Annotated in this window: 20 protein-coding genes; 10 read left to right on the top strand and 10 right to left on the bottom strand. The window is 74.4% G+C overall.

Annotation, left to right across the window (positions count from 1 at the left end; translation table 11 throughout):
• The first annotated feature begins 58 nt into the window (after positions 1-58).
• The 3 genes from yaaA to ACIBNE_RS10635 all read left to right on the top strand — a co-directional run bounded on the left by yaaA (position 59) and on the right by ACIBNE_RS10635 (position 2,954).
• Positions 59-841 (top strand): peroxide stress protein YaaA, encoded by a 783-nt coding sequence (gene yaaA, locus ACIBNE_RS10645; RefSeq protein WP_399271100.1) that lies wholly within the window; start codon positions 59-61, stop codon positions 839-841.
• 63 nt (positions 842-904) lie between these two features.
• The gene (eda, locus tag ACIBNE_RS10640; RefSeq protein ID WP_399271099.1) at positions 905-1,522 is read left to right on the top strand and encodes a bifunctional 4-hydroxy-2-oxoglutarate aldolase/2-dehydro-3-deoxy-phosphogluconate aldolase; all 618 of its coding nucleotides are present in this window, start codon (positions 905-907) and stop codon (positions 1,520-1,522) included.
• A 151-nt stretch (positions 1,523-1,673) separates the two neighbouring features.
• Complete coding sequence (locus ACIBNE_RS10635; protein WP_399271098.1) at positions 1,674-2,954, top strand: LPXTG cell wall anchor domain-containing protein; 1,281 nt, start codon at positions 1,674-1,676, stop codon at positions 2,952-2,954.
• Positions 2,955-3,051: 97 nt separating this feature from the next.
• Here the strand turns inward: ACIBNE_RS10635 and ACIBNE_RS10630 are convergent, their stop codons facing one another.
• The 3 genes from ACIBNE_RS10630 to ACIBNE_RS10620 are packed head-to-tail and all read right to left on the bottom strand — an operon-like array spanning position 3,052 to position 5,985.
• A complete protein-coding gene (locus tag ACIBNE_RS10630; RefSeq protein WP_399271097.1) occupies positions 3,052-4,398 on the bottom strand; it encodes a bifunctional RNase H/acid phosphatase in 1,347 nt (448 codons plus the stop codon).
• Positions 4,399-4,405: 7 nt separating this feature from the next.
• The gene (locus ACIBNE_RS10625; RefSeq protein WP_399271285.1) at positions 4,406-5,149 is read right to left on the bottom strand and encodes a zinc ribbon domain-containing protein; all 744 of its coding nucleotides are present in this window, start codon (positions 5,147-5,149) and stop codon (positions 4,406-4,408) included.
• On the bottom strand, positions 5,146-5,985 hold the full coding sequence (locus tag ACIBNE_RS10620; protein ID WP_399271096.1) for a Nif3-like dinuclear metal center hexameric protein: 840 nt from the start codon (positions 5,983-5,985) through the stop codon (positions 5,146-5,148). Before ACIBNE_RS10620 ends, ACIBNE_RS10625 begins: the two co-directional genes overlap by 4 nt.
• A gap of 246 nt (positions 5,986-6,231) precedes the next feature.
• On the opposite strand from ACIBNE_RS10620, the gene ACIBNE_RS10615 reads away from it, so the two are divergent.
• Entirely contained in the window at positions 6,232-7,626 is a 1,395-nt protein-coding gene (locus ACIBNE_RS10615; RefSeq protein WP_399271095.1) for a hypothetical protein, read from the top strand.
• 434 nt (positions 7,627-8,060) lie between these two features.
• Here ACIBNE_RS10615 and ACIBNE_RS10610 read toward each other — a convergent pair whose 3' ends face one another.
• From ACIBNE_RS10610 to ACIBNE_RS10600, 3 genes are all read right to left on the bottom strand, one after another.
• Positions 8,061-9,017 carry a 3-oxoacyl-ACP reductase gene (locus ACIBNE_RS10610; protein WP_399271094.1) on the bottom strand — a complete coding sequence of 319 codons (957 nt, stop codon included), beginning with the start codon at positions 9,015-9,017 and terminating at the stop codon, positions 8,061-8,063.
• A gap of 26 nt (positions 9,018-9,043) precedes the next feature.
• Entirely contained in the window at positions 9,044-10,120 is a 1,077-nt protein-coding gene (locus ACIBNE_RS10605) for a Zn-dependent alcohol dehydrogenase (protein ID WP_399271093.1), read from the bottom strand.
• A 65-nt stretch (positions 10,121-10,185) separates the two neighbouring features.
• The gene (locus ACIBNE_RS10600) at positions 10,186-11,049 is read right to left on the bottom strand and encodes a MaoC/PaaZ C-terminal domain-containing protein (RefSeq protein WP_399271092.1); all 864 of its coding nucleotides are present in this window, start codon (positions 11,047-11,049) and stop codon (positions 10,186-10,188) included.
• Between the two features lie 321 nt (positions 11,050-11,370).
• Between ACIBNE_RS10600 and ACIBNE_RS10595 the strand changes: the two genes are divergently transcribed.
• Both ACIBNE_RS10595 and ACIBNE_RS10590 read left to right on the top strand, forming a co-directional pair.
• Positions 11,371-12,660: a sensor histidine kinase gene (locus tag ACIBNE_RS10595; RefSeq protein WP_399271091.1), complete on the top strand. Its 1,290-nt coding sequence runs from the start codon at positions 11,371-11,373 to the stop codon at positions 12,658-12,660.
• Between the two features lie 29 nt (positions 12,661-12,689).
• Positions 12,690-13,331: a response regulator gene (locus tag ACIBNE_RS10590; protein WP_399271090.1), complete on the top strand. Its 642-nt coding sequence runs from the start codon at positions 12,690-12,692 to the stop codon at positions 13,329-13,331.
• On the opposite strand, the gene ACIBNE_RS10585 is transcribed toward ACIBNE_RS10590, so the two are convergent.
• The 3 genes from ACIBNE_RS10585 to ACIBNE_RS10575 form a co-directional block, all read right to left on the bottom strand.
• Entirely contained in the window at positions 13,328-14,776 is a 1,449-nt protein-coding gene (locus tag ACIBNE_RS10585) for an MFS transporter (protein ID WP_399271089.1), read from the bottom strand. The genes ACIBNE_RS10590 and ACIBNE_RS10585 overlap by 4 nt on opposite strands.
• A gap of 91 nt (positions 14,777-14,867) precedes the next feature.
• Positions 14,868-16,055, bottom strand: coding sequence for a thiolase C-terminal domain-containing protein (locus tag ACIBNE_RS10580; RefSeq protein WP_399271088.1), 1,188 nt, complete (start codon positions 16,053-16,055; stop codon positions 14,868-14,870).
• Between the two features lie 12 nt (positions 16,056-16,067).
• Positions 16,068-18,353, bottom strand: coding sequence for an acyl-CoA dehydrogenase (locus ACIBNE_RS10575; protein WP_399271087.1), 2,286 nt, complete (start codon positions 18,351-18,353; stop codon positions 16,068-16,070).
• Positions 18,354-18,546: 193 nt separating this feature from the next.
• On the opposite strand from ACIBNE_RS10575, the gene ACIBNE_RS10570 reads away from it, so the two are divergent.
• Together ACIBNE_RS10570 and ACIBNE_RS10565 are read left to right on the top strand one after the other, a co-directional pair.
• Positions 18,547-20,151 (top strand): MFS transporter, encoded by a 1,605-nt coding sequence (locus ACIBNE_RS10570; protein ID WP_399271086.1) that lies wholly within the window; start codon positions 18,547-18,549, stop codon positions 20,149-20,151.
• A gap of 13 nt (positions 20,152-20,164) precedes the next feature.
• Entirely contained in the window at positions 20,165-20,818 is a 654-nt protein-coding gene (locus ACIBNE_RS10565; RefSeq protein WP_399271085.1) for a class I SAM-dependent methyltransferase, read from the top strand.
• A gap of 21 nt (positions 20,819-20,839) precedes the next feature.
• Here the strand turns inward: ACIBNE_RS10565 and ACIBNE_RS10560 are convergent, their stop codons facing one another.
• Positions 20,840-21,427: a GNAT family N-acetyltransferase gene (locus ACIBNE_RS10560; RefSeq protein WP_399271084.1), complete on the bottom strand. Its 588-nt coding sequence runs from the start codon at positions 21,425-21,427 to the stop codon at positions 20,840-20,842.
• 157 nt (positions 21,428-21,584) lie between these two features.
• Between ACIBNE_RS10560 and ACIBNE_RS10555 the strand changes: the two genes are divergently transcribed.
• Positions 21,585-22,538 (top strand): N-acetylmuramoyl-L-alanine amidase, encoded by a 954-nt coding sequence (locus tag ACIBNE_RS10555; RefSeq protein ID WP_399271284.1) that lies wholly within the window; start codon positions 21,585-21,587, stop codon positions 22,536-22,538.
• Between the two features lie 318 nt (positions 22,539-22,856).
• A complete protein-coding gene (locus tag ACIBNE_RS10550; RefSeq protein ID WP_399271083.1) occupies positions 22,857-23,723 on the top strand; it encodes a hypothetical protein in 867 nt (288 codons plus the stop codon).
• The last annotated feature ends 15 nt before the right edge of the window (positions 23,724-23,738 follow it).

Here is a 23,738-nt window from a genome sequence, read left to right as displayed (position 1 = left end):
TCCGGGGCCGTACCCCCTTGTCTGTTTGTCCCTGGTCCGTACGTAGAGGAGATCCACCGTGCTCGTGCTGTTGCCGCCGTCGGAAGGCAAGGCCGCTTCCGGGCGCGGGGCTCCGCTGAAGCCCGAGTCGCTGTCGTTGCCTGGGCTCGCCGGGGCGCGGGCCGCCGTCCTGGACGAGCTGGTGGAGCTGTGCGCGTCGGACGCGGCGAAGGCGCGCGAGGTGCTGGGGCTGAGCGAGGGGCTGAGCGGCGAGGTCACCAAGAACGTGGACCTGCGGGTCGCGGGCGCGCGCCCGGCCGGTGAGGTCTACACCGGGGTGCTGTACGACGCTCTGGGCCTGGCCACGCTGGACGCGGCGGCGCGCAAGCGGGCGCGGCAGTGGCTGCTGGTGTTCTCGGGGCTGTGGGGCGCGGTCCGGGTGGACGACCGCATTCCCTCGTACCGCTGCTCGATGGGCGTGAAGCTGCCGGGGCTCGGGGCGCTGGGCGCGCACTGGCGGGGCCCGATGGCGGAGGTCATGCCGGAGGCGGCGGGCAGCGGTCTGGTGCTGGACCTGCGCTCGTCGGCGTACGCGGCGGCGTGGAAGCCCAAGGGCGAGGTCGCGGGGCGCACGGCGACGGTACGGGTGCTGCACGCGCCGACGCGGAAGGTGGTCAGCCACTTCAACAAGGCGACGAAGGGCCGGATCGTACGGAGCCTGCTGGAGACGGGGACGGCTCCGGCCGGGCCCGCCGAGCTGGTCGACGCGCTGCGGGAGCTGGGGTACGCGGTGGAGGCCGAGGCGCCGGGGAAGGCCGGGAAGCCCTGGTCGCTGGACGTGCTGGTGGACGAGATCCACTGAGTGGCGTTGCGCCCTGCGCAACGCCCGTTGCACAGGGAGTCCGCCGTGGGCAGTATGGCGGGCATGAGCTCTGTTCTTGACCTGGCCCCCGTCATCCCCGTCGTCGTGATCGAGGACGCCGCCGACGCCGTACCGATGGCGCGGGCGCTGGTCGCGGGCGGGCTGCCCGCGATCGAGGTGACGCTGCGCACCCCGGCGGCACTGGAGGCGATCCGCGCGATCGCGGACGGGGTGCCGGACGCGGTGGTGGGCGCCGGCACGGTCGTATCGCCCGCCGGGGTCGCGGACGCGGTCGGCGCGGGGGCCCGCTTCCTGGTGAGTCCGGGCTGGACGGACACGCTGCTGACGGCGATGCGGGAGTCGGGGGTGCCGTTCCTGCCGGGCGTCTCGACGACGTCGGAGGTCGTGGCGCTGCTGGAGCGCGGGGTGGAGGAGATGAAGTTCTTCCCCGCGGAGGCGGCGGGCGGGGTGCCGTACCTGCGGGCGCTCGGCGGGCCGCTCCCCCGGGCGCGGTTCTGCCCGACGGGCGGGGTGTCCCCGGCGTCCGCACCCGCGTACCTCGCCCTGCCGAACGTCGGCTGCGTGGGCGGCAGTTGGATGCTCCCGGCGGACGCGGTCAAGGCCCGCGACTGGGCCCGCGTCGAGTCGCTGGCGCGCGGGGCGGCGGCGCTGGCGGGCTAGGGGCCCGCCCCTCGAACGCGGGTGGCCCATCCACAGTTCCGGGAGGTTCACCGCGGGACACGGGCGGCCATTCGTGTGGATTCCGGGAAGACACACCCCGAGGAACGCATTCATTACGAGCCAATTATCCGATTCATCACAATATCTGACTATGCGTTCCCTTCCTTCGTCCCTGTACGGGGCGACAACAGTTGCGGCGCTCGCGAGCTCACTCGTGCTGCTCGCCTCGCCCGCCTACGCCAATCCACACCCGGACGCGCCCTACGGCGGCTCGGACGTCAGCTCGCCAGAGGCTCCGAAGGTCCCGGGAATTACGCAGATCGCCGGAATTCCGCAGGTGCCGGACGTAAAGCCCGCGACGCAGCCGGGCGAGTCGTACGGCGGCCCGGACATCAGCCTTCCGCAGCTTCCGAAGATGCCGGAGCTTCCGCCCATTGCGCAGATCGCCGGAATTCCCGGCATTCCGGATTCCCCGGGTGCGAAGCCCGTTGAGCAGCCCGCCGAACAGCCGGACGAGCAGCCGGAGCAGCCGCCTTACGGGGAGACGCCGGACGAGCCTCCCATGGAGCCCGACGAGCCTCCCATGGAGCCCGACGAGCCCGGAGGCCCCGGCTGCGACGCCCCGGGCACGCCCGGCGACGAGCCTTCCGTCCCGGACTGCCCGACCACTCCGGACGAGCCCGGTACGCCCGACGAGCCCGGAACCCCGGACGAGCCCGGCACCCCCGACGAGCCGCCGATCGAGCCCGATGAGCCCGGCGTTCCGGACGGGCCCTGCGTGCCTCCCACCCCGGGCAATCCCGGCACCCCCGGCGTGCCTTGCGCGCCGGACGAGCCGGGAACCCCGGACGAGCCCGGTACGCCGGACGAGCCCGGCACTCCCGATGAGCCGGGTACGCCCGACGAGCCCGGAACCCCGGACGAGCCGGGTACGCCCGATGAGCCGGGAACGCCGGACGAGCCGGGGACCCCGGACGAGCCCGGAACCCCGGACGAGCCCGGCACTCCCGACGAGCCTGGTACTCCGGACGAGCCCGGTACACCCGATGAGCCGGGCACTCCCGACGAGCCGGGAACCCCGGACGAGCCCGGAACGCCCGATGAGCCCGGCACTCCGGACGAGCCGGGAACCCCGGACGAGCCCGGTAGCCCCGACGAGCCCGGTAGCCCGGACTGCGACGAGCCCAGTGCTCCGGACGAGCCCGGTACGCCGGACTGCGACATCCCGGTGTCTCCGGACGAGCCGGGCAGCCCCGACCAGCCGGGCGGCCCGCACCACCCGGGCACCCATCCCTCGGGTGACGAGCACGGGGACAGCCTCGCGGAGACCGGTGCGTCGAGCGGTCTGCTCACCATGCTCGGCGCCTCGGCGGCCGCGCTGATCTCCATGGGCGGCGCCGTGGTCAGGCGCAACCGTCGCAAGACCTCCTGAGGCGGGCCCGGCGGCGATAGCGAAGAGAAGCAGGAAGGGGCCGGGTGGCTGAACACAGCCACCCGGCCCCTTCCGTGCGTCCCGCGGCCGAGGTGCCTCAGCGCAGGTGCGACGTGTCGTTCAGCAGCCGCACCGACGCGTTGCCGTCCGCGTAGTACGCCACCGCCGAGATCGACGCCGCCGACAGCTCCATGCGGAACAGCGACTCGGGCGGCGCGCCGAGCGCGAGCCGTACCAGCGTCTTGATCGGCGTCACGTGGCTGACCACCAGGACCGTGCGGCCCGCGTAGCGCCCGGTGAGCCGGTCGCGCGCGGCGGCCACCCGCCGGGAGACGGCCGCGAAGCTCTCGCCGCCGCCGGTGGGCGCGGCCTTGGCCGAGCCGAGCCAGGCCGTGAGGTCGTCCGCGTACCGCTCGCGCACCTCGCCGAACGTCAGCCCCTCCCAGGCACCGAAGTCCGTCTCGCGCAGCCCCTCCTCGACGTGCACGTCGAGGCCGAGCCGGGCCGCGACCGCCTCGGCGGTCTGGCGGCAGCGCTTCAGCGGGGAGCTGACGACCGCCTGGACCGTGCCGCGCGCGGCGAGCGCCGCGGCCGTCGCCTCGGCCTGGCGGCGCCCGGCGTCGGACAGCTCGGGGTCGCTGCCGCCGCTGCCGGAGAACCGCTTCTCGGGGGTGAGCGCGGTCTCGCCGTGCCGCAGCAGGACGAAGGTGGCGGGCGCCCCGAGGTCGGCGGGCGCGGCCCAGCCGACGGGCGGGGTGGCGGGGCGAGCGGCGGCGAGCGAGGCGCGGGCCTGCTCGGCGACCTGCCCGGCCGCGGCGGCGGAGGCGGAGGCCGGGGCCTTGAGCGCCGTACCGGCAAGAGCCGTACCGCCGCCCTGTGCCGCGCCGCCGCCCGGTGCCGCGCCGCTCAGTGCCGCGCGGGCCTTCGCCGCTCCGGCCGCCGCGTCACCGGGCGGGCCCGAGGGCGCGAGCGCGGCCGTCCGCGCGGCGGACGCGTCGAGCGCCGCCGACGAGGACGCGGGCTCCCACTGCTTGCCGCGCTTGCCCGCGTCCATCGCCTCGTTGGCCAGCCGGTCCGCGTGCTTGTTCTGCTCGCGCGGGATCCACTGGTACTTCACCTGCGAGCGCGGGTAGACCGTCGCCGCCTCGGCGGCGAGCGGCTTCATGTCGGGGTGCTTGATCTTCCAGCGGCCCGACATCTGCTCGACGACGAGCTTGGAGTCCATCCGGACCAGGACCTCGGCGTCGGGCGCCAGCGCGTGCGCCGCGCGGAGCCCGGCGATCAGGCCCTTGTACTCGGCGACGTTGTTGGTCGCGACGCCGATGTACTCAGCCGCCTCCGCCAGGGTCTCCCCCGTCGCGGGGTCGATGACCGCGGCACCGAAGCCGGCGGGACCCGGGTTGCCCCGGGAACCGCCGTCGGCCTCGATGACGACCTTGCGCACGGACAACTCAGAGGCCCGACTCGGCGGTGCGCACCAGGATGCGGCTGCAGTTCTCGCAGCGCACGACCTCGTTCGCGGGGGCCGCCTTGACCTCGTTGATCTCGGTGATGTTCAGCTCCAGCTGGCAGCCCTCGCAGCGGCGCTGGTACAGCCTGGCCGCGCCCACGCCGCCCTGCTGGCCGCGCAGCTTGTCGTAGAGCTTCAGCAGGTCGGCGGGGACGGACCCGGCGACGACCTCGCGCTCCTTGGTGACCGAAGCGGTCTGCTCGTCGATCTCGGCGAACGCCGCGTCGCGGCGGCCGGTCGCGTCGTCGGCCTTGGCCTGCACGGAGGAGACGCGCTCGGTGAGCTCGGAGACGCGCTCCTGCACGCTCTCGCGGCGCTCCATGACCTCCAGGACGACGTCCTCCAGGTCACCCTGGCGCTTGGCCAGCGAGACGATCTCCTTCTGGAGGTTCTCCAGGTCCTTCGGGGAGGTGATGGCCCCGGAGTCCAGGCGCTGCTGGTCGCGGACGGCGCGCTGGCGCACCTGGTCGACGTCCTGCTCGGCCTTGGTCTGCTCGCGGGCGGTGTCGCTCTCCTCGGTCTGCGCGGCGACGAGCAGGTCGCGCAGCTGGGCGAGGTCCTTGGTCAGGGACTCCAGCTCCGCGTGGACGGGGAGCGACTTGCGCTTGTGCGCGAGCTGCGCGAGGCGGACGTCGAGTGCCTGGACGTCGAGGAGGCGGATCTGGTCGGCGGGCGCGGCGTTCAGTTGGGGGCTCCAGGAGAAGAGAGGTGGTTTGTCCAGGGGTCGGTGACCCGCTTCGAGACGTGGACTCGCAGTCCCCATCCGTTGCGGTCGGAGATCTCGTCGAGCTGGGCTGCGGCCAGCTCGCACCAGGGCCACTCGGTGGCCCAGTGCGCCGCGTCGAGCAGCGCGAGCGGCGCCTGCTCACGGGCTTCGGAGACCGGGTGGTGGCGCAGGTCGGCGGTGAGGAACGCGTCCACGCCCGCGGCGCGCACGTCCGCGAAGAGGCTGTCGCCCGAGCCGCCGCTGACCGCGACGGTACGGATCGTCGCTTCGGGGTCGCCCGCGACCCGTACGCCCTGCGCGGTGGCGGGCAGCCGGGCGGCGGCCAGCGCCGCGAACTCGCGCAGCGGCAGCGGGACGTCGAGCTCGCAGATCCGGCCCAGGCCCCGGCGGCCCGCCGGGTCGGCGGGGTCGGGCACCAGGGGGCGCAGCACCCGCAGGCCCAGGGCGCCCGCGAGGGCGTCGGAGACTCCGGGGTCGGCCTTGTCGGCGTTGGTGTGCGCGACGTGCAGCGCGACGTCGTGCTTGATCAGGGTGTGCACGACGCGGCCCTTGAAGTGCGAGGCCGCGACCGTCGTCGTGCCGCGCAGGTAGAGCGGGTGGTGCGTGACGACGAGCTGCGCGCCGAGTGCGACGGCCTCGTCCGCGGTGTCCTGCACGGGGTCGACGGCGAACAGCACCCGCGAGACCTCGGCATCGAGGTCGCCGCAGACGGTGCCGACGGCGTCCCACTGTTCGGCCCGCTCGGGGGGCCACAGGGCGTCGAGCGCGGCGATGACTTCAGACAGACGGGGCACGCAGACAGGTTACCCGCGCCGCGTGCCCCACCGGCCATGGCTCGGTCCGGCGGCCCGCTCCGCCACCTGGTACGGCCCGGGTACGGCGGGGACCCCCGCTCCGTGCACCCCGCTCCCGTGCAGCACAGCCGCCCCTGATTCATCCCGCGAACCGGGACAACAGCACCCTTCTGTGTGAAGTGACGGGTCTCGCGTTGTCCGGTCGGACGAGCGAAAACTAGCTTCGCCACCGGAGGTGACGATTCGATGACGGCGTGTGCCATCGAGACCGTCCGGCTCGGTACGGGGTCCGGCGCGGGTTCCGGGTCCGGGTCCGGTACGGGGGCCGGTCCCGGTCCGGGGTCGCTCACGATCTCGGCCGACGGTTCGTACGCGGCCCGGCTGGCTCCTGCGGGGGGCCGGGGCCCGGACGCGGGGGGCGGCGCGGGGAACGACCCGGGGTGGGGGGTTCCCGAGGAGGCGGGCGGGGCAGGAGGGGCGGGCGGGGCGGCCGGGGTCGCGTGGTTCGTCGAGCGGTGGACGCTCGGCGGGCCCGAGCCGTACGCCGTGCCGCTCCCCCTCGCCCAGCCGGAGGAGGCCGAGGCGGACGTGCTGCCGCTGGCCGACGGGCGGGTGCTGGTCAGGCGGCGCGTCGCGGAGCGGCACACGCTGTCGCTGCTCTACCCGACCGGTCCCGGGACGGGCGAGGTGCAGCTGGGCGCCGTCGAGTGCCCCGCGCTGACGCTCCTGCCGCCCGCCCCCGACGGGCGCAGCGCCTACGCGCTGGCGGTCGGGGCGCACTCCACCGCGATCTGGCTGGTGGCGGGCGGCGCGTTCGGGCCCGAGCACGTCGCGGAGGTGCGCGGGCGCTGCTCGGGCGGGGTCTGGCTGGACCGTGCGGGGCGGCTGCTCGCCCTCGACCGGGAGACCGACGGGGTGCTGAAGACGGTCGCGGTCGACCTGGGGCGGGGCGGCGAGGTGACGCCGCTGCTCCAGATCGCGGAGGGCAGCGACGACCGGCTGCTGCTGGCCGAGCCGGACAGCGGGCTGCTGCTCGTACGGTCGGACGCGCCCGGCGAGGACCGGCTGGGCTGGGGGGTGCTCGGCAGCCACCGCCCCGTGCGGTTCCCCGAGTGCCTGCGGGTCGGGGAGGCGGGGGGCGTGGCGGTGACGCCCTTCGCGGCGCAGCCGGGGCAGGTGCTGATGCCCGAGGCGTGCGCGGTGGCGCTGGAGATCGGCGGGGATCCGGCTTCCGGGGCGGGGAGTTGGCTGGGGGTCTGGCGGCCCGCCGAGCGGCGCATGACCCAACTCCCGGCGCCGGTCGGATGGTTGGCCGGGTCGGGGCTGTGGACCCGGGAGGGGGTGCTGCGGCTGCCGTGCTCCACGGCTGCGGCGCCGTGCTCGGTGGTGGGGGTGGGGGTGCCTGCCGCGGGGGCGGCGGAGGCGGGGCCGGAGGTCGCTGTGGGGGCGGGGGTCGCGGCGGGGGCGGCCGGGGCCTTGGAATCCCCGGGTTCCCCAGGAGCGCGGCGGGGGGATGTGCCCGGTGCGCCCGGGGGTGCGCCGGGGTCTGCGCCGGGGCTCGTGGCCGCGCCGAAACCCGTCCCTCTGCAACAGGCTCCGCTTACGGGGCAAGTGTTCACGAGGCAGCCCGTCGCGGGCTAGGAAGGCTGGTTAGACTCTGCGCCTGACCAGCAGCCGTACCAGTACAACGGGGTGACGTTCCAGCATGTCTGAAACCCGAACCGATTCGGCCACGGGGCGCCCGCAGGGCGAGGCCGACGGCTCAGGAAAGTCCGGTAAGCACCGTGGGGGGCCGGCTTTGACGGAGGACTCTTCGTCTCCGGCACACGGCAGGCACAGGCGGCCCGGGGAGGGCGAGGGCCGGGCGGCCTGAGCCTCGCGGTGCGCGTGATCACGAGGGACCTCGGCTTCGGCCGGGGTCCCTCACCCGTTTACGGGGCGTTGCCCGTTTACGGGGCGTTGCCCGTTTACGGGGCGTTGCCCCCGGGAGGCGCGAGCCCGCTCGGGGAAGGGGCGAGCCCGCTCGGGGAGGCATGCGCGGCATCCGCCCCGCCCTCGCCCGGTCCCCGTACCGGCTACGCCTCCCGCCTCAGGCCCAGGACCTCCGCCGCGCCGAACGTCTCCCCGGGCGGGCGCCCCGCGAAGTAGCCCGACAGCGCCTCGTCCAGTTCGTCGAACCCGAACACCCCCTTCGCCGCGTCGAACTTCGCCGCGACCCGGGGCCGCTCGACGACCGCGACCATCCCGCCGTGCACGACCAGGAGTTGGCCGTTCACCCCGGCAGCGGCCGGCGACGCCAGGTAGCCGACCAGCGGGGCGACGTGCTCGGGCGCCAAGGGGTCCCGCTCGCCATCCCCCGGCTCCGCGAACCCCGCGAAGACGTCCTCCGTCATCCGGGTCCGCGCCCTGGGGCAGATCGCGTTGGCCGTGACCCCGTACTTCGCGAGGGCCAGCGCGCACGACGTCGTCAGGCCCACGATCCCGCCCTTGGCCGCCGCGTAGTTGGGCTGGCCCGCCGAGCCCGCGAGGAACGCCTCGGACGAGGTGTTGACGATGCGCCCGTACACCGCGCCCCCTCCCCCTCCGCCCCCCGTCTTCGCCCGCGCGCGCCAGTGCGCCGAGGCGAACCTGACCGTGTTGAAGTGGCCCTTGAGGTGGACCCGTACCACCGAGTCCCACTCGTCCTCGGACATGGAGAAGACCATCCGGTCGCGCAGGATGCCCGCGTTGTTGACCAGGATGTCGAGCTTGCCGTACGCGGAGACCGCCAGGTCGACCAGTTCGCGGGCCTGCTCGTGGTCGGACACGTCCCCGATGTGGGCGACCGCCCGGCCCCCGGCCGCCTCGATCTCGGCCACGACCGCGTCGGCGGGCGCGGCCGACGCCTCACCCGAGCCGTCGCGGCCCGGCTGCCCGTAGTCGTTGACGACGACGGCGGCGCCGAGCCGGGCCAGCTCCAGCGCCTCGGCGCGGCCGAGCCCCCGGCCCGCGCCCGTGACGACGGCCGACAGGCCCTCCAGAGGAAGTGACATTCCCGAAACCCCTTCGGCGTTCGTTGTCAGAGCTCGATGCAGGTGCGGAGCGCCTCGCCCGTGCGCATCTGGTCGAGCGCCTCGTTGACCCCGGACAGCGGCACCCGGTGCGTGATCAGGGACTCCAGGTCGATGCGGCCCGCCCGCCAGAGCGCGATGGTCCGCTCGTACGAGCGGATGACGTCGCCGCCGCCGTACAGCGAGGGCAGGATGCGCTTCTCGTCGAAGAACAGCTCAAACATGTTGAGCTGGAAGAGGTCCTCCAGCCCGCCCGCGCCCACGACGCACAGCGTGCCGCCGCGCCGGGTCGTCTCGTAGGCGGTGCGGGCCGTCGCGGACTTGCCGACGACCTCGAAGACGTAGTCGAAGCCCTCGCCCGCCGTGACGCGTTGCTTGGCGTCGGCCAGTTCGTCCGGCGCGACCGCCTCCGTCGCGCCGAACCGCAGCGCCGCCTCGCGCCGCGCCGGGACCGGGTCGACGGCGACGATCTGCGCGGCGCCCCGCACCCGCGCGCCCTGGATCGTGGAGATCCCGACCCCGCCGCAGCCGATGACGGCCACCGACGAACCGGCTTCCACCTGCGCGGTGTTGATGGCCGCGCCGAGCCCTGTCGTCACCCCGCAGCCGATGAGCGCGGCGATGTCGAAGGGCACGTCGTCCGGGACGGGCACGGCGCACCCGGCGGCCACGACGACCTCCTCGGCGAAGGTGCCGGTCCCCGCGAAGCCGAAGACGTCCCCGCCCGCGCGGCGGAAGTTGGGGGTGCCCGCGTTCATGAATCCGGCGAGGCACAGGTGCCCCTGACCGCGCTTGCAGGCGGGACAGGCGCCGCACGCGGGCAGCCAGCACACCAGGACGCGGTCCCCCGGGGAGAGCCCGGTGACGCCGTCGCCGACGTCGACCACCTCGCCCGCGCCCTCGTGGCCGGGGACGAACGGCGCGGGCTGCGGGAGCACCCCGGTCATCGCGGAGACGTCGGAGTGGCAGAGGCCGGTGGCACGGATGCGCAGCCTGACCTTGCCGGGGCCGAAGCCCACCGCCTCGACGTCGTCGAACACTTCGAGCTTGTCCTGGCCCGTCTCGTGCAGTACCGCTGCGCGCATGGTGCGGCTCCCCTCGGGTTCGTCCTGATGGCTCGTGCCGCTCGCTCGTGTCGCTCAGGTGTGGCTCAGGTGTGGGACACGACGGTGTCGGTGAGGACCGGTGCCCCGTCCCGCTCGACCGCCTCCACCGCCACCCGTACGCGCCCCTCTCCCGCCGCCCCGGTCCACATCCGGATGCGCAGGGTCTCGCCGGGGAAGACGACCCCGGCGAAGCGGGTGGCGTACGAGGTGACGCGGGCGACGTCCCCGCCGAGCACGGTGTCCACGACGGCCTTGAGCGTCGCCCCGTACGTGCACAGGCCGTGCAGGACGGGCCGGTCGAACCCGGCGAGCTCGGCGAACTCAGGGTCGGCGTGCAGCGGGTTCCAATCGCCGGAGAGCCGGTAGAGCAGTGCCTGGTCCTCGCGCACGGCCCGCTCGACGGTGAAGTCCGGTTCGCCGTCGGGCCGTCCGGTGCGGACGGAGGGGCCGCGCTCGCCGCCGAACCCGCCCTCCCCGCGTACGAAGATGTCGGCGTCGGCCGTCCACAACGGCCCTTCCCCGTCGGCCACTTCGGTGCGCAGCACGAGGACGGCCGCCTTGCCCTTGTCGTAGACGGCGGCGACCCGGGAGGTGGCGACGGCCGCGCCCTCCGGCGGGATGGGGCGGTGCAGGCGGATCGCCTGGCCGCCGTGCAGCACGGCGGTGAGGTCGACCTCGATGCCGGGGGCGGAGAGGCCGCCGACGACGCCGCGGCCGCCGCCCGCGACGGTGGCGAAGGAGGGCAGGACGTGCAGCCGGGACTCCAGGGTGTAGCGCAGCTCGTCGGGGTCGGTCGCGGGGACGCCCGCGCCGATGCCCAGGTGGTAGAGCTGGACGTCCTTGCGGCCCCAGGAGATCTCGGCGGAGCGGGGCTCGGCCGAGACGGCCCTTGCGGCGTCGATGGGCATGTGGCTGCTGCTCCTTGGGCTCGGATCCCGGGCACGGCCCGCGGTCGGTGAGAAGCATCAAGACCTCGGCGCGACCGTCCGCACCGTCGGCCGCGCCGAGGTCGCTCGGGACCGGCCCGCACCCGCCCGTTCTAGAACGCGTTCTAGGCCGATCGGCCCTATGTATAACGCACCCCCCAGGAGTTGTGAAGACTCCCCGGCAGGTCATTCTGACGACTCGTCAGCACGGTGGTCCGCGTGCGCTGCCCGGTACATTTGTCACGCCCGGGTCCGTACATGCGGATCTGCCGCCGCGCCCCGCCGCTCCGTAGCGTTCCCGGCATGACAACGACACCCGGGGCCGTCCGCTTCGTGCGGAGGGCCGAGCGCAAGGCCCGGCGGGAAGCGGGCTGCGGGCCGGAACTCGGCCCCCCGCCCACCGGCTTCACGCTGCTGCCCTGGCTGCTGCTGGGAATGGGCTCGCTCTCCAACCTCCTCCAGGGCAACACCCCGGACCCGTGGATCGGCGGGGCGGGCCTGCTGGTCTTCAACTCCCTCTACGTCGCCGTGGTGTTCCGCGCGTTCGACCGGCGCAAGCGGGAGAGCCGGGCGACGCTCGCCGCACTGTCGGGCATGGGCGTGGTGACCTTCGCGTTGGCGCTCGGGTACGGCGGGAGCTGGCAGATGTTCTTCCCGCTGCACGCGCTGGCCTGGGGAGCGGTGCTGCGCGGCAAGGACCTGCCCCGGGTGATCCTGCCGCTGGCCGTGGCGTCGGGCGCGGCGAGCGCGGTGCACGACGGGTGGGGCGGGGTCACTATCGGCTACTCCACCCTGCTGGCGGGCATGGTGACCTCGGTGATCCTCGCGCTGTCCGAGGCGGTGCGGGAGCTGCGCGCCACGCGTGAGGAGCTGGCGCGCTCGGCGGTCGAGCAGGAGCGGCTGCGGTTCTCGCGGGACCTGCACGACCTGCTGGGCCACACGCTCTCGGTGATCGTGGTGAAGTCGGAGGCGGCGCGCCGCCTGGCGCCGCGCGACCTGGAGGCGGCGCTCGGCCAGGTCTCGGACATCGAGTCGGTGGGCCGCCAGGCGCTGACCGAGATACGCGAGGCGGTCACCGGCTACCGCGAGGGCAGCCTCGCGACGGAGCTGGACCGGGCGGTGTCGGCGCTGACGGCGGCGGGCATCGAACCGCTGGTGCGCCGCTCGGGCCCGCCGCTGGACCCGCGCACGGAGGCGCTGCTGGGCTGGGTGGTGCGGGAGGCGGTCACCAACGCGGTGCGCCACAGCGGCGCGGCGCACTGCGACATCACGGTGGGCGGCGGCCCTGGAAAGGTCCTGCTGACGGTCCTGGACGACGGCGGGGGCGGGGGCGGTACGGACGGCGGGGGCGGGGGCGGTACGGGCGGTAGCGGCGGTACGGGAAGCGCCGACCGCCCCGGCACGGGCGGCACGGGCACCGGCACCGGCACCGGTCTCAAGGGCCTGACCGAGCGCCTGGCGGCGGCGGGCGGCGTCCTGGACGCGGGCCCCCTGCCGAGATCGGGCTTCCGGGTGAGCGCGGAGCTGCCGGTGGAGGCGGCGGAGGCGGAGGTGGCGGCGGAGAGCGCCGTGGCCAGCCGTACGCTCCCTTGAGCCGACGCGTCGGCCGTAGCCTGGCGTCCATGGACGAGATGCCCCGTGAGCGGCGGGCCGGGAAGTGCGTGCGGGTGCTCCTCGCCGAGGACCAGGGCATGATGCGGGGCGCGCTCGCGCTGTTGCTGGGGATGGAGCCGGACATCGAGGTCGTCGCGCAGGTCGCCGCGGGGGACGCGATCGTGGACGCCGCGCTCACCGCGCGGCCCGACGTGGCGCTGCTCGACATCGAGCTGCCCGGCATGAGCGGCCTCGACGCCGCCGCGCTGCTGCGGGACGAGGTGCCGGACTGCCGGGTGCTGATCCTGACGACCTTCGGCCGCCCCGGCTACCTGCGCCGCGCGATGGAGGCCGGGGCCGCGGGGTTCCTGGTGAAGGACGGGCCCGTGGAGGAACTGGCGGTGGCGGTCAGGCGCGTGCTGACCGGGGAGACCGTGATCGATCCGGCGCTGGCGGCCGCCGCGCTCGGGGCGGGGCCCTCGCCGCTGACCGCGCGCGAGCGGGACGCGCTGAACGCCGCCGTGGACGGCGCGACCGTCGCGGACATCGCGGCGAAGCTGCACCTCTCGGAGTCGACGGTGCGCAACTACCTGTCGTCCGCCATCGGCAAGACGGGCACCCGCAACCGCATGGAGGCGGTGCGGGCGGCCCGGCAGCAGGGCTGGCTCTAGGACCTGTCGTCGGCCGGTGCCTTCGGCAGCCAGACCAGCATCAGCAGGACGCCGCCCAGCAGCACGAACCCGCTCGTGCGGAACGCCTCCGCGTACCCCTCGGTCAGCGCGCCCGGCGCCGTGGAGCCGTCCGTGCGGGACGCCGCGACCGTGGAGAGCACGGCCAGGCCCAGCGCGCCGCCCATCGTGCGGGAGGTGTTGACCAGGCCCGAGACCAGGCCCGCGTCGCCGGGGGCCGCGCCCGACGTGGCGAGCGCGGCGAGCGGGGTCATCGCGAGGCCCGCGCCGAGCATCATCAGGATGCCGGGGAGCAGGATCGCGGTGACGTACGAGCCGTCCTCCGTCATCGTCGACTGCCAGCCGAAGCCGGTCGCCGCGATCAGCGAGCCGAGCAGCGCGACGTTCTTCGGGCCGATGACCGGCATGACGCGCGGCGCGAACTTCGAACCGATCATGACGGTCAGCGAGCTGGGCACCAGGGCCAGGCCCGCCTCGAAGGCGGAGTACCCGAGGACGTTCTGCGCGTACAGCGTCATGAAGAACCACATGGCGAACATCGCCGCGCCGTTGACGAACATCGCGGCGTTGGCCGCGGAGACCGCCCGGGAGCGGAACAGGCCGAGCGGCATGAGCGGGGCGGCGGTACGGGCCTGCACCAGCAGGAACACCGCGAGCAGCACGAGCCCGACGGCGAGCGGCACGAGCGTCGCGGCGGCCGTCCAGCCCTCCGCCTCGGTCTGCACGATGCCGTACGCGAGGGTGGCGAGGCCCGCCGTGACCAGGACGGCGCCCGGCAGGTCGACGCGGCGGGCGTCGCCCGCGCGGCTCTCGCTGATCCAGCGCACCGCGGCGACGATCACCAGGGCGCCGATCGGGACGTTGATCAGCAGCACCCAGCGCCAGGACAGCCCGTCGGTGAGCGCCCCGCCGACGAGGCCGCCGGCGGCCCCGCCGCCCGCGCCGACCGCGGCCCAGGTCGCGATGGCCCGGGTGCGGGCGGCGCCCTCGGGGACGGCGGAGGTGAGGATCGCGAGCGTCGAGGGCGAGAGGACGGCCGCGCCGAGGCCCTGTACGGCGCGGGCCGCGAGGAGCTGCCAGCCCTCCTGGGCGAGGCCGCCCGCGAGGGAGGCGGCGGTGAAGAGGGCGAGGCCGAGGAGGAACATCCGCTTGCGGCCGAAGAGGTCGCCGGCGCGGCCGCCGAGGAGCATGAAGCCCGCGAAGGCGATGGAGTAGGCGTTGACCACCCACTGGAGCTGGAGGGTGCTCAGGCCGAGGTCGGCGCGCATGGAGGGGAGGGCGGTGTTCACGACCGAGACGTCGAGCACGACGAGGAACTGGCCCGCGCAGGCGGCGAGCAGGACGCCCCAGAGGGGGACGGGGCGGCGGGGGCGGCGGGGGGCGTCTTCGGTTATGGAGTCGGGCTCGGTCTTGAACATGCCTGTCATGGTCGCAGAGGTTCGTTGCCCCGTACATCGGGTATCGCGGACGTCTCGTTCACGGGGCGCCCGGCCCCCGGGCAACGATCACCACCCGCCCCTACCCCCGTCGAAGCACCGTCACCACCGCCGCGCCGCCCAGGCCCACGTTGTGCGTGAGCCCCACCCTCGCGCCCGGCACCTGCCGCGGCCCCGCCTCGCCCCGCAGGTGCCACACCACCTCCGCCACCTGCGCGAGCCCCGTCGCCCCCAGCGGATGCCCCTTCGAGATCAGGCCGCCCGACGGGTTCACCACCCAGCGCCCGCCGTGCGTCGTCGCGCCCGACTCGACGAGCTTCCCGGACTCCCCGTCCGCGCACATGCCCAGCGCCTCGTACGTCAGCAGCTCGTTGATCGAGAAGCAGTCGTGCAGCTCGACCACGTCCACGTCCTCGATGCCCAGTCCGGACTCCTCGTACGCCGCCCTGGCCGCCGCCCGTGACATCGGCCTGCCGACGACGTCGACGCAGGAGCCCGAGGCGAAGGACTCCTCGGTGTCCGTGGCCATCGCCTGGCCCGCGATCTCCACCGTGCCGCGCAGGCCGCGCTCCGCCGCGAAGCGCTCCGACACCACGACCACCGCCGCCGCCCCGTCCGACGTCGGCGAGCACTGGAGCTTGGTCAGCGGCCGGTGCACCTCGCGCGAGGCCAGGACCTCAGCCACCGAGTACACGTCGCGGAACTGCGCGTTCGGGTTGTCCGCCGAGTGCCGGTGGTTCTTCGCGGCGACCGCCGCGAGCTGCGCCGCGCTCGTCCCGTACCGCTCCATGTGCTCGCGCGCCGCGTTGCCGAAGATCTGGGCGGTGGGCGGGGTCCGCTCGAAGCCGTGCCGCGCGGCCATCACGCCGTAGTGCCGGGCGACCGGCGACGTGGCGAAGCCGTCGCCCTCGGCCCCGGCGCCCAGCGCGCCGCGCTTCATCTTCTCGAAGCCCAGCGCGAGCACGCAGTCGGCGATGCCGCCCGCCACCCACTGCCGGGCCAGCAGCAGCGCGCTCGCCCCGGTCGCGCAGTTGTTGTTGACGTTGAGGACCGGGACGCCGGTCAGTCCCAGTTCGTACGCGGCGCGCTGCCCGGCCGTCGACGCCTGGAAGCAGTATCCGGCGGCGACCTGCGCCACCTCCCCGTACCCGATCCCCGCGTCGGCGAGCGCCGCCGCGCCCGCCTCCCGGGCCATGTCCCAGTACTGCAGGTCCCGCGTCTCGGGCTTCTCGAACCTGGTCATGCCGACACCGGCGACGTACGTCTTCACCACTGGTTCCCTTCAGTCTCGGGGCAGGCCGAGGATCCGCTCGGCGACGACGTTGAGCTGCACCTGCGTGGTGCCGCCCGCGATGGTCAGGCAGCGCGACACCAGGAAGCCGTGCACGGCCCGCTCCCCCGCGCCCTCGCGGACCGCGCCCGCCGGGCCGAGGAGTTCCAGGGCGAGTTCGGCGACCTTCTGCTGGTGCGGGGTCTGGAGGAGTTTGCGCAGCGAGGCCGCGGGGCCCGGTTCCAGGCCCGACACCTGCGAGAGCGTGGTGCGCAGCGTGATGCAGGCCAGGGCGTGCGCCTCGGCGGCGAGCGCCCCGATCCGCGCGCGGTACGCGCCGTCCAGCTCGGCGGACCGGGCGATCAGCGCTTCGAGGCCGGTGTCGAAGGTGAGCTGGTCGGCCATGTGGACGCGTTCGTTGCCCAGTGTGTGGCGGGCGACCCGCCAGCCGCCGCCGACCTCGCCGACCACCGCGTCGTGCGGCAGCAGCACGTCGTCGAAGTACACCTCGTTGAAGAGGGAGTCCCCGGTGATCTCCTTGAGCGGCCGGATCCCGATGCCCGGGGTCCGCTTCATGTCGACGAGGAAGTAGGTCAGCCCCCGGTGCTTGGGGGCTGACGGGTCGGTGCGGGCCAGCAGGATGCCGTGGTCCGCGGTGCGGGCCGCGCTCGTCCACACCTTCTGGCCGTTGACCAGCCAGCCGTCGGCGGTGCGCTCGGCGCGGGTGCGCAGCGCCGCGAGGTCCGAGCCCGCGCCGGGCTCGCTGAAGAGCTGGCACCACAGGAGGTCCCCGGCGAGCGTCGGCGCGAGGTACGCGGCGCGCTGCTCGGGCGTCCCGTACGCGATGAGCGAGGGGACGACCCAGGTCCCGATCCCCAGGTCGGCGATGCGCACCCCGGCGTCGGCCAGCTCGCGCTGGACGGCGAGCTGCTGGACGGGCCCGGCGCCGAGGCCGTACGGCTCGGGAAGGTGCGGGGCGGCGAGTCCGGTGGGCGCGAGGGCGCGGCGGGCCGCGGCCGGGTCGAGGCCGCGCGCCGCGGCGACGGCCGCCGCGGCCCGGTCACGGAACTCCGCTGCCTCGGGCGGGAGTTCGACGCGCAGTTCACGGCGGGTGCCGTCGGCCGCGTACCGCAGGGCCCGCGCCCTGTGGGCGTCCCCCGGGCCGAGGAGCTGGCGGGCGACGAGCGCCCTGCGCAGCCGGATGTGGGCGTCGTGCTCCCAGGTGAAGCCGATGCCGCCGAGGATCTGGACGCAGTCCTTGGCACAGCTGTACGCGGCGTCCAGCGCGGTCCCCGCGGCGAGGGCGGCGGCCAGGGAGCGGGCGGCAGGGTCGGCGGGGCTCCGGAAGACGCCGCCGCCCCGGGCGTCCTCGTCCAGGGCGCGGGCCGCGTCCCAGGTGAGCGCGCGGGCCTGTTCGAGGCGGAGCAGCATGTCGGCGCAGAGGTGCTTGACCGCCTGGAAGCGCCCGATGGGGTGCCCGAACTGCTCGCGGACCTTGGCGTGTTCGGTGGCGGTGGCCAGCGCCCAGGCGGCGGTCCCGCAGGCGTCGGCGGCGAACAGGGCTGCGGCCAGGTCCCGGACGAGGTCGGGGTCGGGAACGCGGTCCGCGTCACTGTCGGGAACGCGGCCCTCTTCCCTGTCGGGGGCGCGGCCCGCGTCGTTGTCGGGGGCGCGGCCGAAGTCGAGGAGGCGTCCGGCGGGGACGAGCGCGCCCCGGGCCGCGACCTCGGCGGTGGGCCGGGTGGGGTCGGCGCTCTCGTGGGGCCGTACGGCCAGCGCGGCGGCGTCCACCGCGAACCAGAGCGTGCCGTGCTCGGACCCGGCGGCGAGCAGCACGAGGTCGGCCTGCGCTCCGCCGAGCACGGGCGGCGCGGTGCCGTCGAGGAGGTGGCCGCCCTCGACGGCGACGGCGGTGAGGGTGCCGGGCGCGAGTGCGACGGCCGCGACGCGTTCGCCGCCGGTCACGGCCGCGCACAGCTCGCGCCGCCCGGCGCGGCGCAGCAGTTCGGCGGCGAGTACGGCGGGCAGGAAGGGGCCGGGCAGCGCGGCGGTCGCGGCCTCCTCCAGGACGACGGCGAGGTCGACGAGGCCGCCGCCCCCTCCCCCGTACTCCTCGGGGACGTGGGGGCCGAGCAGTCCCTGTCCGGCGAGCGCGTCCCAGTGGCCGGGGCGGCCCACGGCGCTCGTCGCGGGGAGGTCGAGGGGTTTGCGCGCTTCTTCGGGCGGTACGGCGCGGGCCAGCCAGCCCCGCACGGAACGCCGCAACTCCCTCTGCTCCCGGGTGATTCCGATGCCCATGCGCGGCAGAGTAGAACACGTTCCAATCTGACGGAAGGTCAGATCCGGTGTCGATCCCAAGAGAACGTCAAGATTTCCCCAGGTGTTCCCTCCGCCGGAATGGTCGCCCCGGGTAACAGGTTCAGTCTGCATAGATCTCGCCGCCCGCTCGTCCGCACCCGCCCGCCCGCACCCGCTCCGGAGGCCGCACCACATGCACCGACCGACGACCCCGCACACGACCGACCGGCAGCACGGCGGCAGAGGCATCGTCCCGGTCCTCGCCTTCTCGGGCATCGTCGTCGCGGTGATGCAGACGCTGCTCGTGCCCGTCATCAAGGACCTGCCCGAGCTGCTGGACGCCGCCCCGGCCGACGCCACCTGGGTCCTGACCTCGACCCTGCTCGCCGGCGCCGTCGCCACCCCGATCATGGGGCGGCTCGGCGACCTCTACGGCAAGCGGCGGATGCTCGTGGCCAGCCTCGCGGTCATGGTCGTCGGCTCCCTAGTGGCCGGGCTCACCAGCGACCTGCTGGTGATGATCGCGGGCCGCGCCCTCCAGGGCTTCGCCATGGGCGCCATCCCGCTCGGCATCGGCCTGATGCGCGACGGCCTGCCCGCCGACCGGCTCGGCTCCGCGATGGCCCTGATGAGCTCGTCCATAGGCGTCGGCGGCGGACTCGCGCTGCCGGTCGCCGCGCTGGTGGCCCAGCACGCCGACTGGCACGCGCTGTTCTTCGGCGCGGCGGGGCTCGGGGCCCTCGCGATCGCGCTCGTCCTGCTCTTCGTGCCGGAGAGCCCGGTGCGCGCCGGCGGCGGCTTCGACGTGCCGGGCGCGCTCGGCCTCACCGCGGGGCTCGTCCTCCTCCTGCTGCCGATCACCAAGGGCAGCGACTGGGGCTGGGCGTCGGGCACCACGCTCGGGCTGTTCGCCGCCGCGGCCGTGGTCCTGCTGCTCTGGGGCTGGATGGAGCTGCGCCGCAGGGCCCCGCTGGTCGACCTGCGCACCACCGCGCGGCGCGAGGTGCTGCTGACCAACCTCGCGTCCGTGATGATCGGCGTCGCGTTCTACGCGGTCTCGCTGGTGCTGCCGCAGCTCCTCCAGCTGCCGACCGCCACCGGCTACGGCCTCGGCCGGTCGATGGTCGTCGCCGGGCTGTGCGTGGCGCCGCTCGGCCTGACGATGATGCTCACCGCACCGGTGTACGCCCGCGTCTCCGCGCGGTACGGCCCGAAGGTCACCCTCATCACCGGCATGCTCGTCATCGCGATCGGGTACGGCTCCGGGCTCGCGCTCATGAGCTCCGTCTGGGGCACGATCGTCATCTCGGTGGTGCTCGGCGCGGGCATCGGCCTCGCGTACTCCTCGCTCCCGGCGCTGATCATCGGCGCGGTCGACCCGTCCGAGACCGGCGCGGCGAACGGCCTCAACACCCTGATGCGGTCCATCGGCACGTCGGTGTCGAGCGCGGTGGTCGGCATGGTCATCGCCAACACGGCGGACGTCGTGGAGACCGGGACGGGGCCCGTCGCGGTGCCCACGATGGAGGGCTTCCGGATCTCGTTCCTGATCGCGACGGGCGCGGTGGCGGTGGGGCTGCTCTTCGCGCTGCTGCTGCCGTCGCGGTCCGGCGGCGGCCTCCGGCTGCGCGCGAGCGGCGGGGAGAACCCTCGGGGCACGGAGGCGGACTCGGAAGGCGCTGAGGGCGCGAAGGGCACGGAGGACGCGAAGGGCACGGAGAGTGGCGCGCGGGGTGCGGAGGTGCCCGCCGCTCCCCCGGTCGGGGCCGTACGGCACGATGGGGCGTCCCGTCCCTGACCAGGAGGTTCCCATGGCCGCCGCGCCCGCTCCCGCTCCTTCTCCCGAGGTCGTCGCCGCGTTCTCGGCGGCCAAGGGATTCATGCCCGAGCACGAGGGCCTCGCGCTGTACGCCGCCGCGGCCGAGGCCGCGGCGCTCGGGCTGCCGCTCCTGGAGATCGGCACGTACTGCGGCCGCTCGACGCTGCTCCTCGCGGACGCGGCGCGCGCGGCGGGGGTGAGCGTGCTCACCGTGGACCACCACCGGGGCAGCGAGGAACAGCAGCCCGGCTGGGACTTCCACGACCCCGAGGTGGTCGACCCCGAGACCGGCCTGATGGACACGCTGCCCACCTTCCGCCGCACGCTGCACCGCGCGGGGCTGGAAGAGCACGTGATCGCGCTCGTGGGGCGCTCGCCGCAGGTGGCGAAGGCGTGGGGCGGGCGGCTCGGCCTCGTCTTCGTCGACGGCGGCCACACCGACGAGCACGCCACGGCGGACTACGAGGGGTGGGCGCCGCACCTCGCGGTGGGCGGGCTGCTCGCGATCCACGACGTGTTCCCCGTGAAGCACGACGAGTGGACGGGGCAGGCGCCCTACCGGGTGTACCTGCGGGCGCTGGAGTCGGGTTCGTACGAGGAGGTCTCGGCGACGGATTCACTGCGGGTGCTGCGCAAGGTGCGGTGAGCCGGGCGGGGCGGGCCCCCCTCAGGCGGCGCCCCGTTCCCGGCCGGGAGCCCGGCCGGGCTCCCGCTCGGACTCCCGCTCGGGCTTCCACTCGTGCGCCAGCAGCCCGAGCAGCACCTCGTCCAGGAACTCGCCCAGCACCCAGGCCGAGGCGCGCAGCACGCCCTCGCGGACGAAGCCGTTGCGCTCGGCCGAGCGCAGCATCGCGGTGTTGTCGGCGAGCGTCTCGATCTGGAGGCGCTGGAGGCCGCGCACGACGAAGCCGTAGTGGCACAGGGTCGCGACCACGTCGGTGCCGTAGCCCTTGCCGCGGGCGGCGGGCAGCAGTCCGAGGCCGATGTGCGCGGTGCGGTTGTGGTTGTCGATGCCCCAGAGGGTGGCGGTGCCGACGAGGGTTCCGTCCGCCAGGTCGACGACGGAGAACTGGACGACGGCCTCGGACTCGGAGTCGCCCGTGAGGCGGGGGTCCTTCGCGCCGGGCCTGATGGGGCGCCACGGGCCGCCCTCGGCGCGCGAGCCGTTGACCACGTCGTCGTAGAGCTCGGTCCGCAGGACGGGGACGTCTTCCTCGTGCCGGGCCCTGAGCCCGATCTTGTCGCCTCGAAGCATGCACGCTTCCTATCCGGCGGGGCACGGCGGCGGCAATCGATTATGCGGGGAGAGGAGGAGGTGCGCCCGGCGCGTGCCCCGCTCTCGCGCAGTTCCCCGCGCCCCTTGCGGGCCGCACCGCGCGCCAGGGTGCCGTCGCCCCGGAGTGCGACCTAGCATCGCCCCCGTGTCGCACTCCAAGCCGTACCTCGCCCACCTGTCCGCCTTCGCCGCAGCCCTCACCGCCGCCCTCGCGCTGACCGGCTGCTCCGGCTCGGGCCCGGTCCCGGCCAAGGGCCCGGTCGGCTCCCCCGCCTCCCCCTCGGAGAAGCCGAGCACGAAGCCCTCCGCGACGCCCTCCCCCAAGGCCACGGCCGAAGCCCCCTCCAAGGCCCCGTCCACGGCCCCCTCCACGGCCCCGTCGAAGGCGCCCACCGCCTCCGCCCGCGGCCCCCTCTCGGGCAGGCTCGTCGTGGTCGACCCCGGCCACAACACCCGAAACCGCGACCACACGCGCGAAATCAATAAGCTCGTCGACATCGGAACGAATCGCAAAGAGTGCGACACCACCGGCACTTCCACCAATTCTGGATATTCGGAGGCCGAATTCACTCTGGACGTCGCCCACCGGCTCCGTTCGATTCTGGAAAAGCAGGGCGCCAGGGTCGTCCTCACGCACGACGGCGAGCGTCCTTTCGGACCGTGCGTGGACGAGCGCGCCCGGATCGGCAACAAGGCGAAGGCCGACGCGGTCGTATCGATCCACGCGGACGGCTCGGCGGTCGGCAACCGGGGGTTCCACGTGATCCTCCCCGCCCTGGTCAGGGGCGGCGCCGCGGACACTTCCAAGATCGTCGCGCCGTCCCGCGACCTCGGCACCCGAATCGCCGGGAAATTCGTCCAGGCGACCGGAAGCGCCCCGTCCAATTACGTCGGCGGGCGCACGGGCCTCGACGTCCGCAAGGACCTCGGCGGACTCAACCTCTCCACGGTCCCCAAGGTGTTCATCGAGTGCGGCAATATGCGCGACGCGGCGGACGCCGCGCTGCTCACCGACGCGCGGTGGCGGCAGAAAGCCGCGGCGGGCATCGCCGACGGAATCGGGAGTTTCCTCGGGGCGCGAAGGGCGTAAGGTGCGCGGAGCACAGGGAGAGAACCTCCACGGTGCATGTGCGCCGCGTGTACGGAGTACGTGAGGAGTACGGGGAGGAACACGGGGCGGAACACGGGGGAAGAGTGCGCGCGGGCGGGCCCGCACGGATTCTCCACCGCGTACACCCTTCGCACCCCCGTACGATGCCGGGCCGTACCGCATCGCGCGCCAGCTCGGCGGGTAGTCCTTATCCCAATCCGACACCCCTGCCGAATGGGCGATAGTGTCATCCGTACGATGAGGGGCCATCCCCCGATCTCCGCCGCCCCGACGAGCCGACCGACTAAGGACTTTTACGTGGATATCCGCTCACTCACCCGAGGCGACGCAGCAGTGCTCGGCGGGGCGGTGTTGCTTTTCATCGCCTCTTTCCTGGACGTCTTCTCCATCGACGACGCCCCGGACGACTACGACCTGACGAACTCCTGGGACAGCGGGCCCATCCTGATGAGCGTCGTCCTGACGGGCATCATCGGCGCCGCCCTCATCCTCCTCGCCCACCTCAGGCCGCAGCAGGCGCCGAAGCTCCTCGGCATGGACCTGGGCCACTTCGGCACCGCCATGGCGATCTTCGCCGCGTGGAGCGCGCTCGGCCAGGTCTTCGACCCGTCGGGCGGCCTCAACAACCTCGAAGGCGCGCGTGACGGCTTCGACGCGGGCACGGGCCTGATCCTGGGCCTGATCGCCACCCTGCTCATCGCGGGCGGCGCGGTCCTGTCGATCACCGTTCCGGCCATGAAGGCCCCGCTCCTCGGCGCCCCGCGCCCGGCCGGCCCGCAGCCGTACGGCGCGCAGCCGCCCGTCGGCGGCGGCTACGGCTACCCCGGCGCCCAGCAGCAGCAGCCGCCCTCCTTCGGCGGCCAGGCCCCCGGCCAGCCGCAGCCCTACGGCGCCCAGCCCGGCCCCGCGGCCCAGCCGCAGCCCGCCGCGCAGGCCCCGCAGCCCGCGGCCGGCGACACCTCCGGCGGCTTCGCGCCGTACTGGTTCGCCGTTCCCGTGGCCCGTCCGCTGTACGCCGAGGACGGCTCGCAGAACCAGATCGCCGAGCTCGCGCCCGGCACCTGGTACCTCGCGGTCGAGCAGCGCGGCAACAGCATCGTCGCCGAGACGCAGGACCAGCGCCGCGGTCTGCTGCACGACACGACGGGCATCCAGCGCGGCTGACCGGAACCCCCGGAG

Source organism: Streptomyces sp. NPDC050504 (assembly GCF_044458065.1).
Classification (GTDB): domain Bacteria; phylum Actinomycetota; class Actinomycetes; order Streptomycetales; family Streptomycetaceae; genus Streptomyces.
This window is presented reverse-complemented; position numbering and strand designations above follow the sequence as displayed.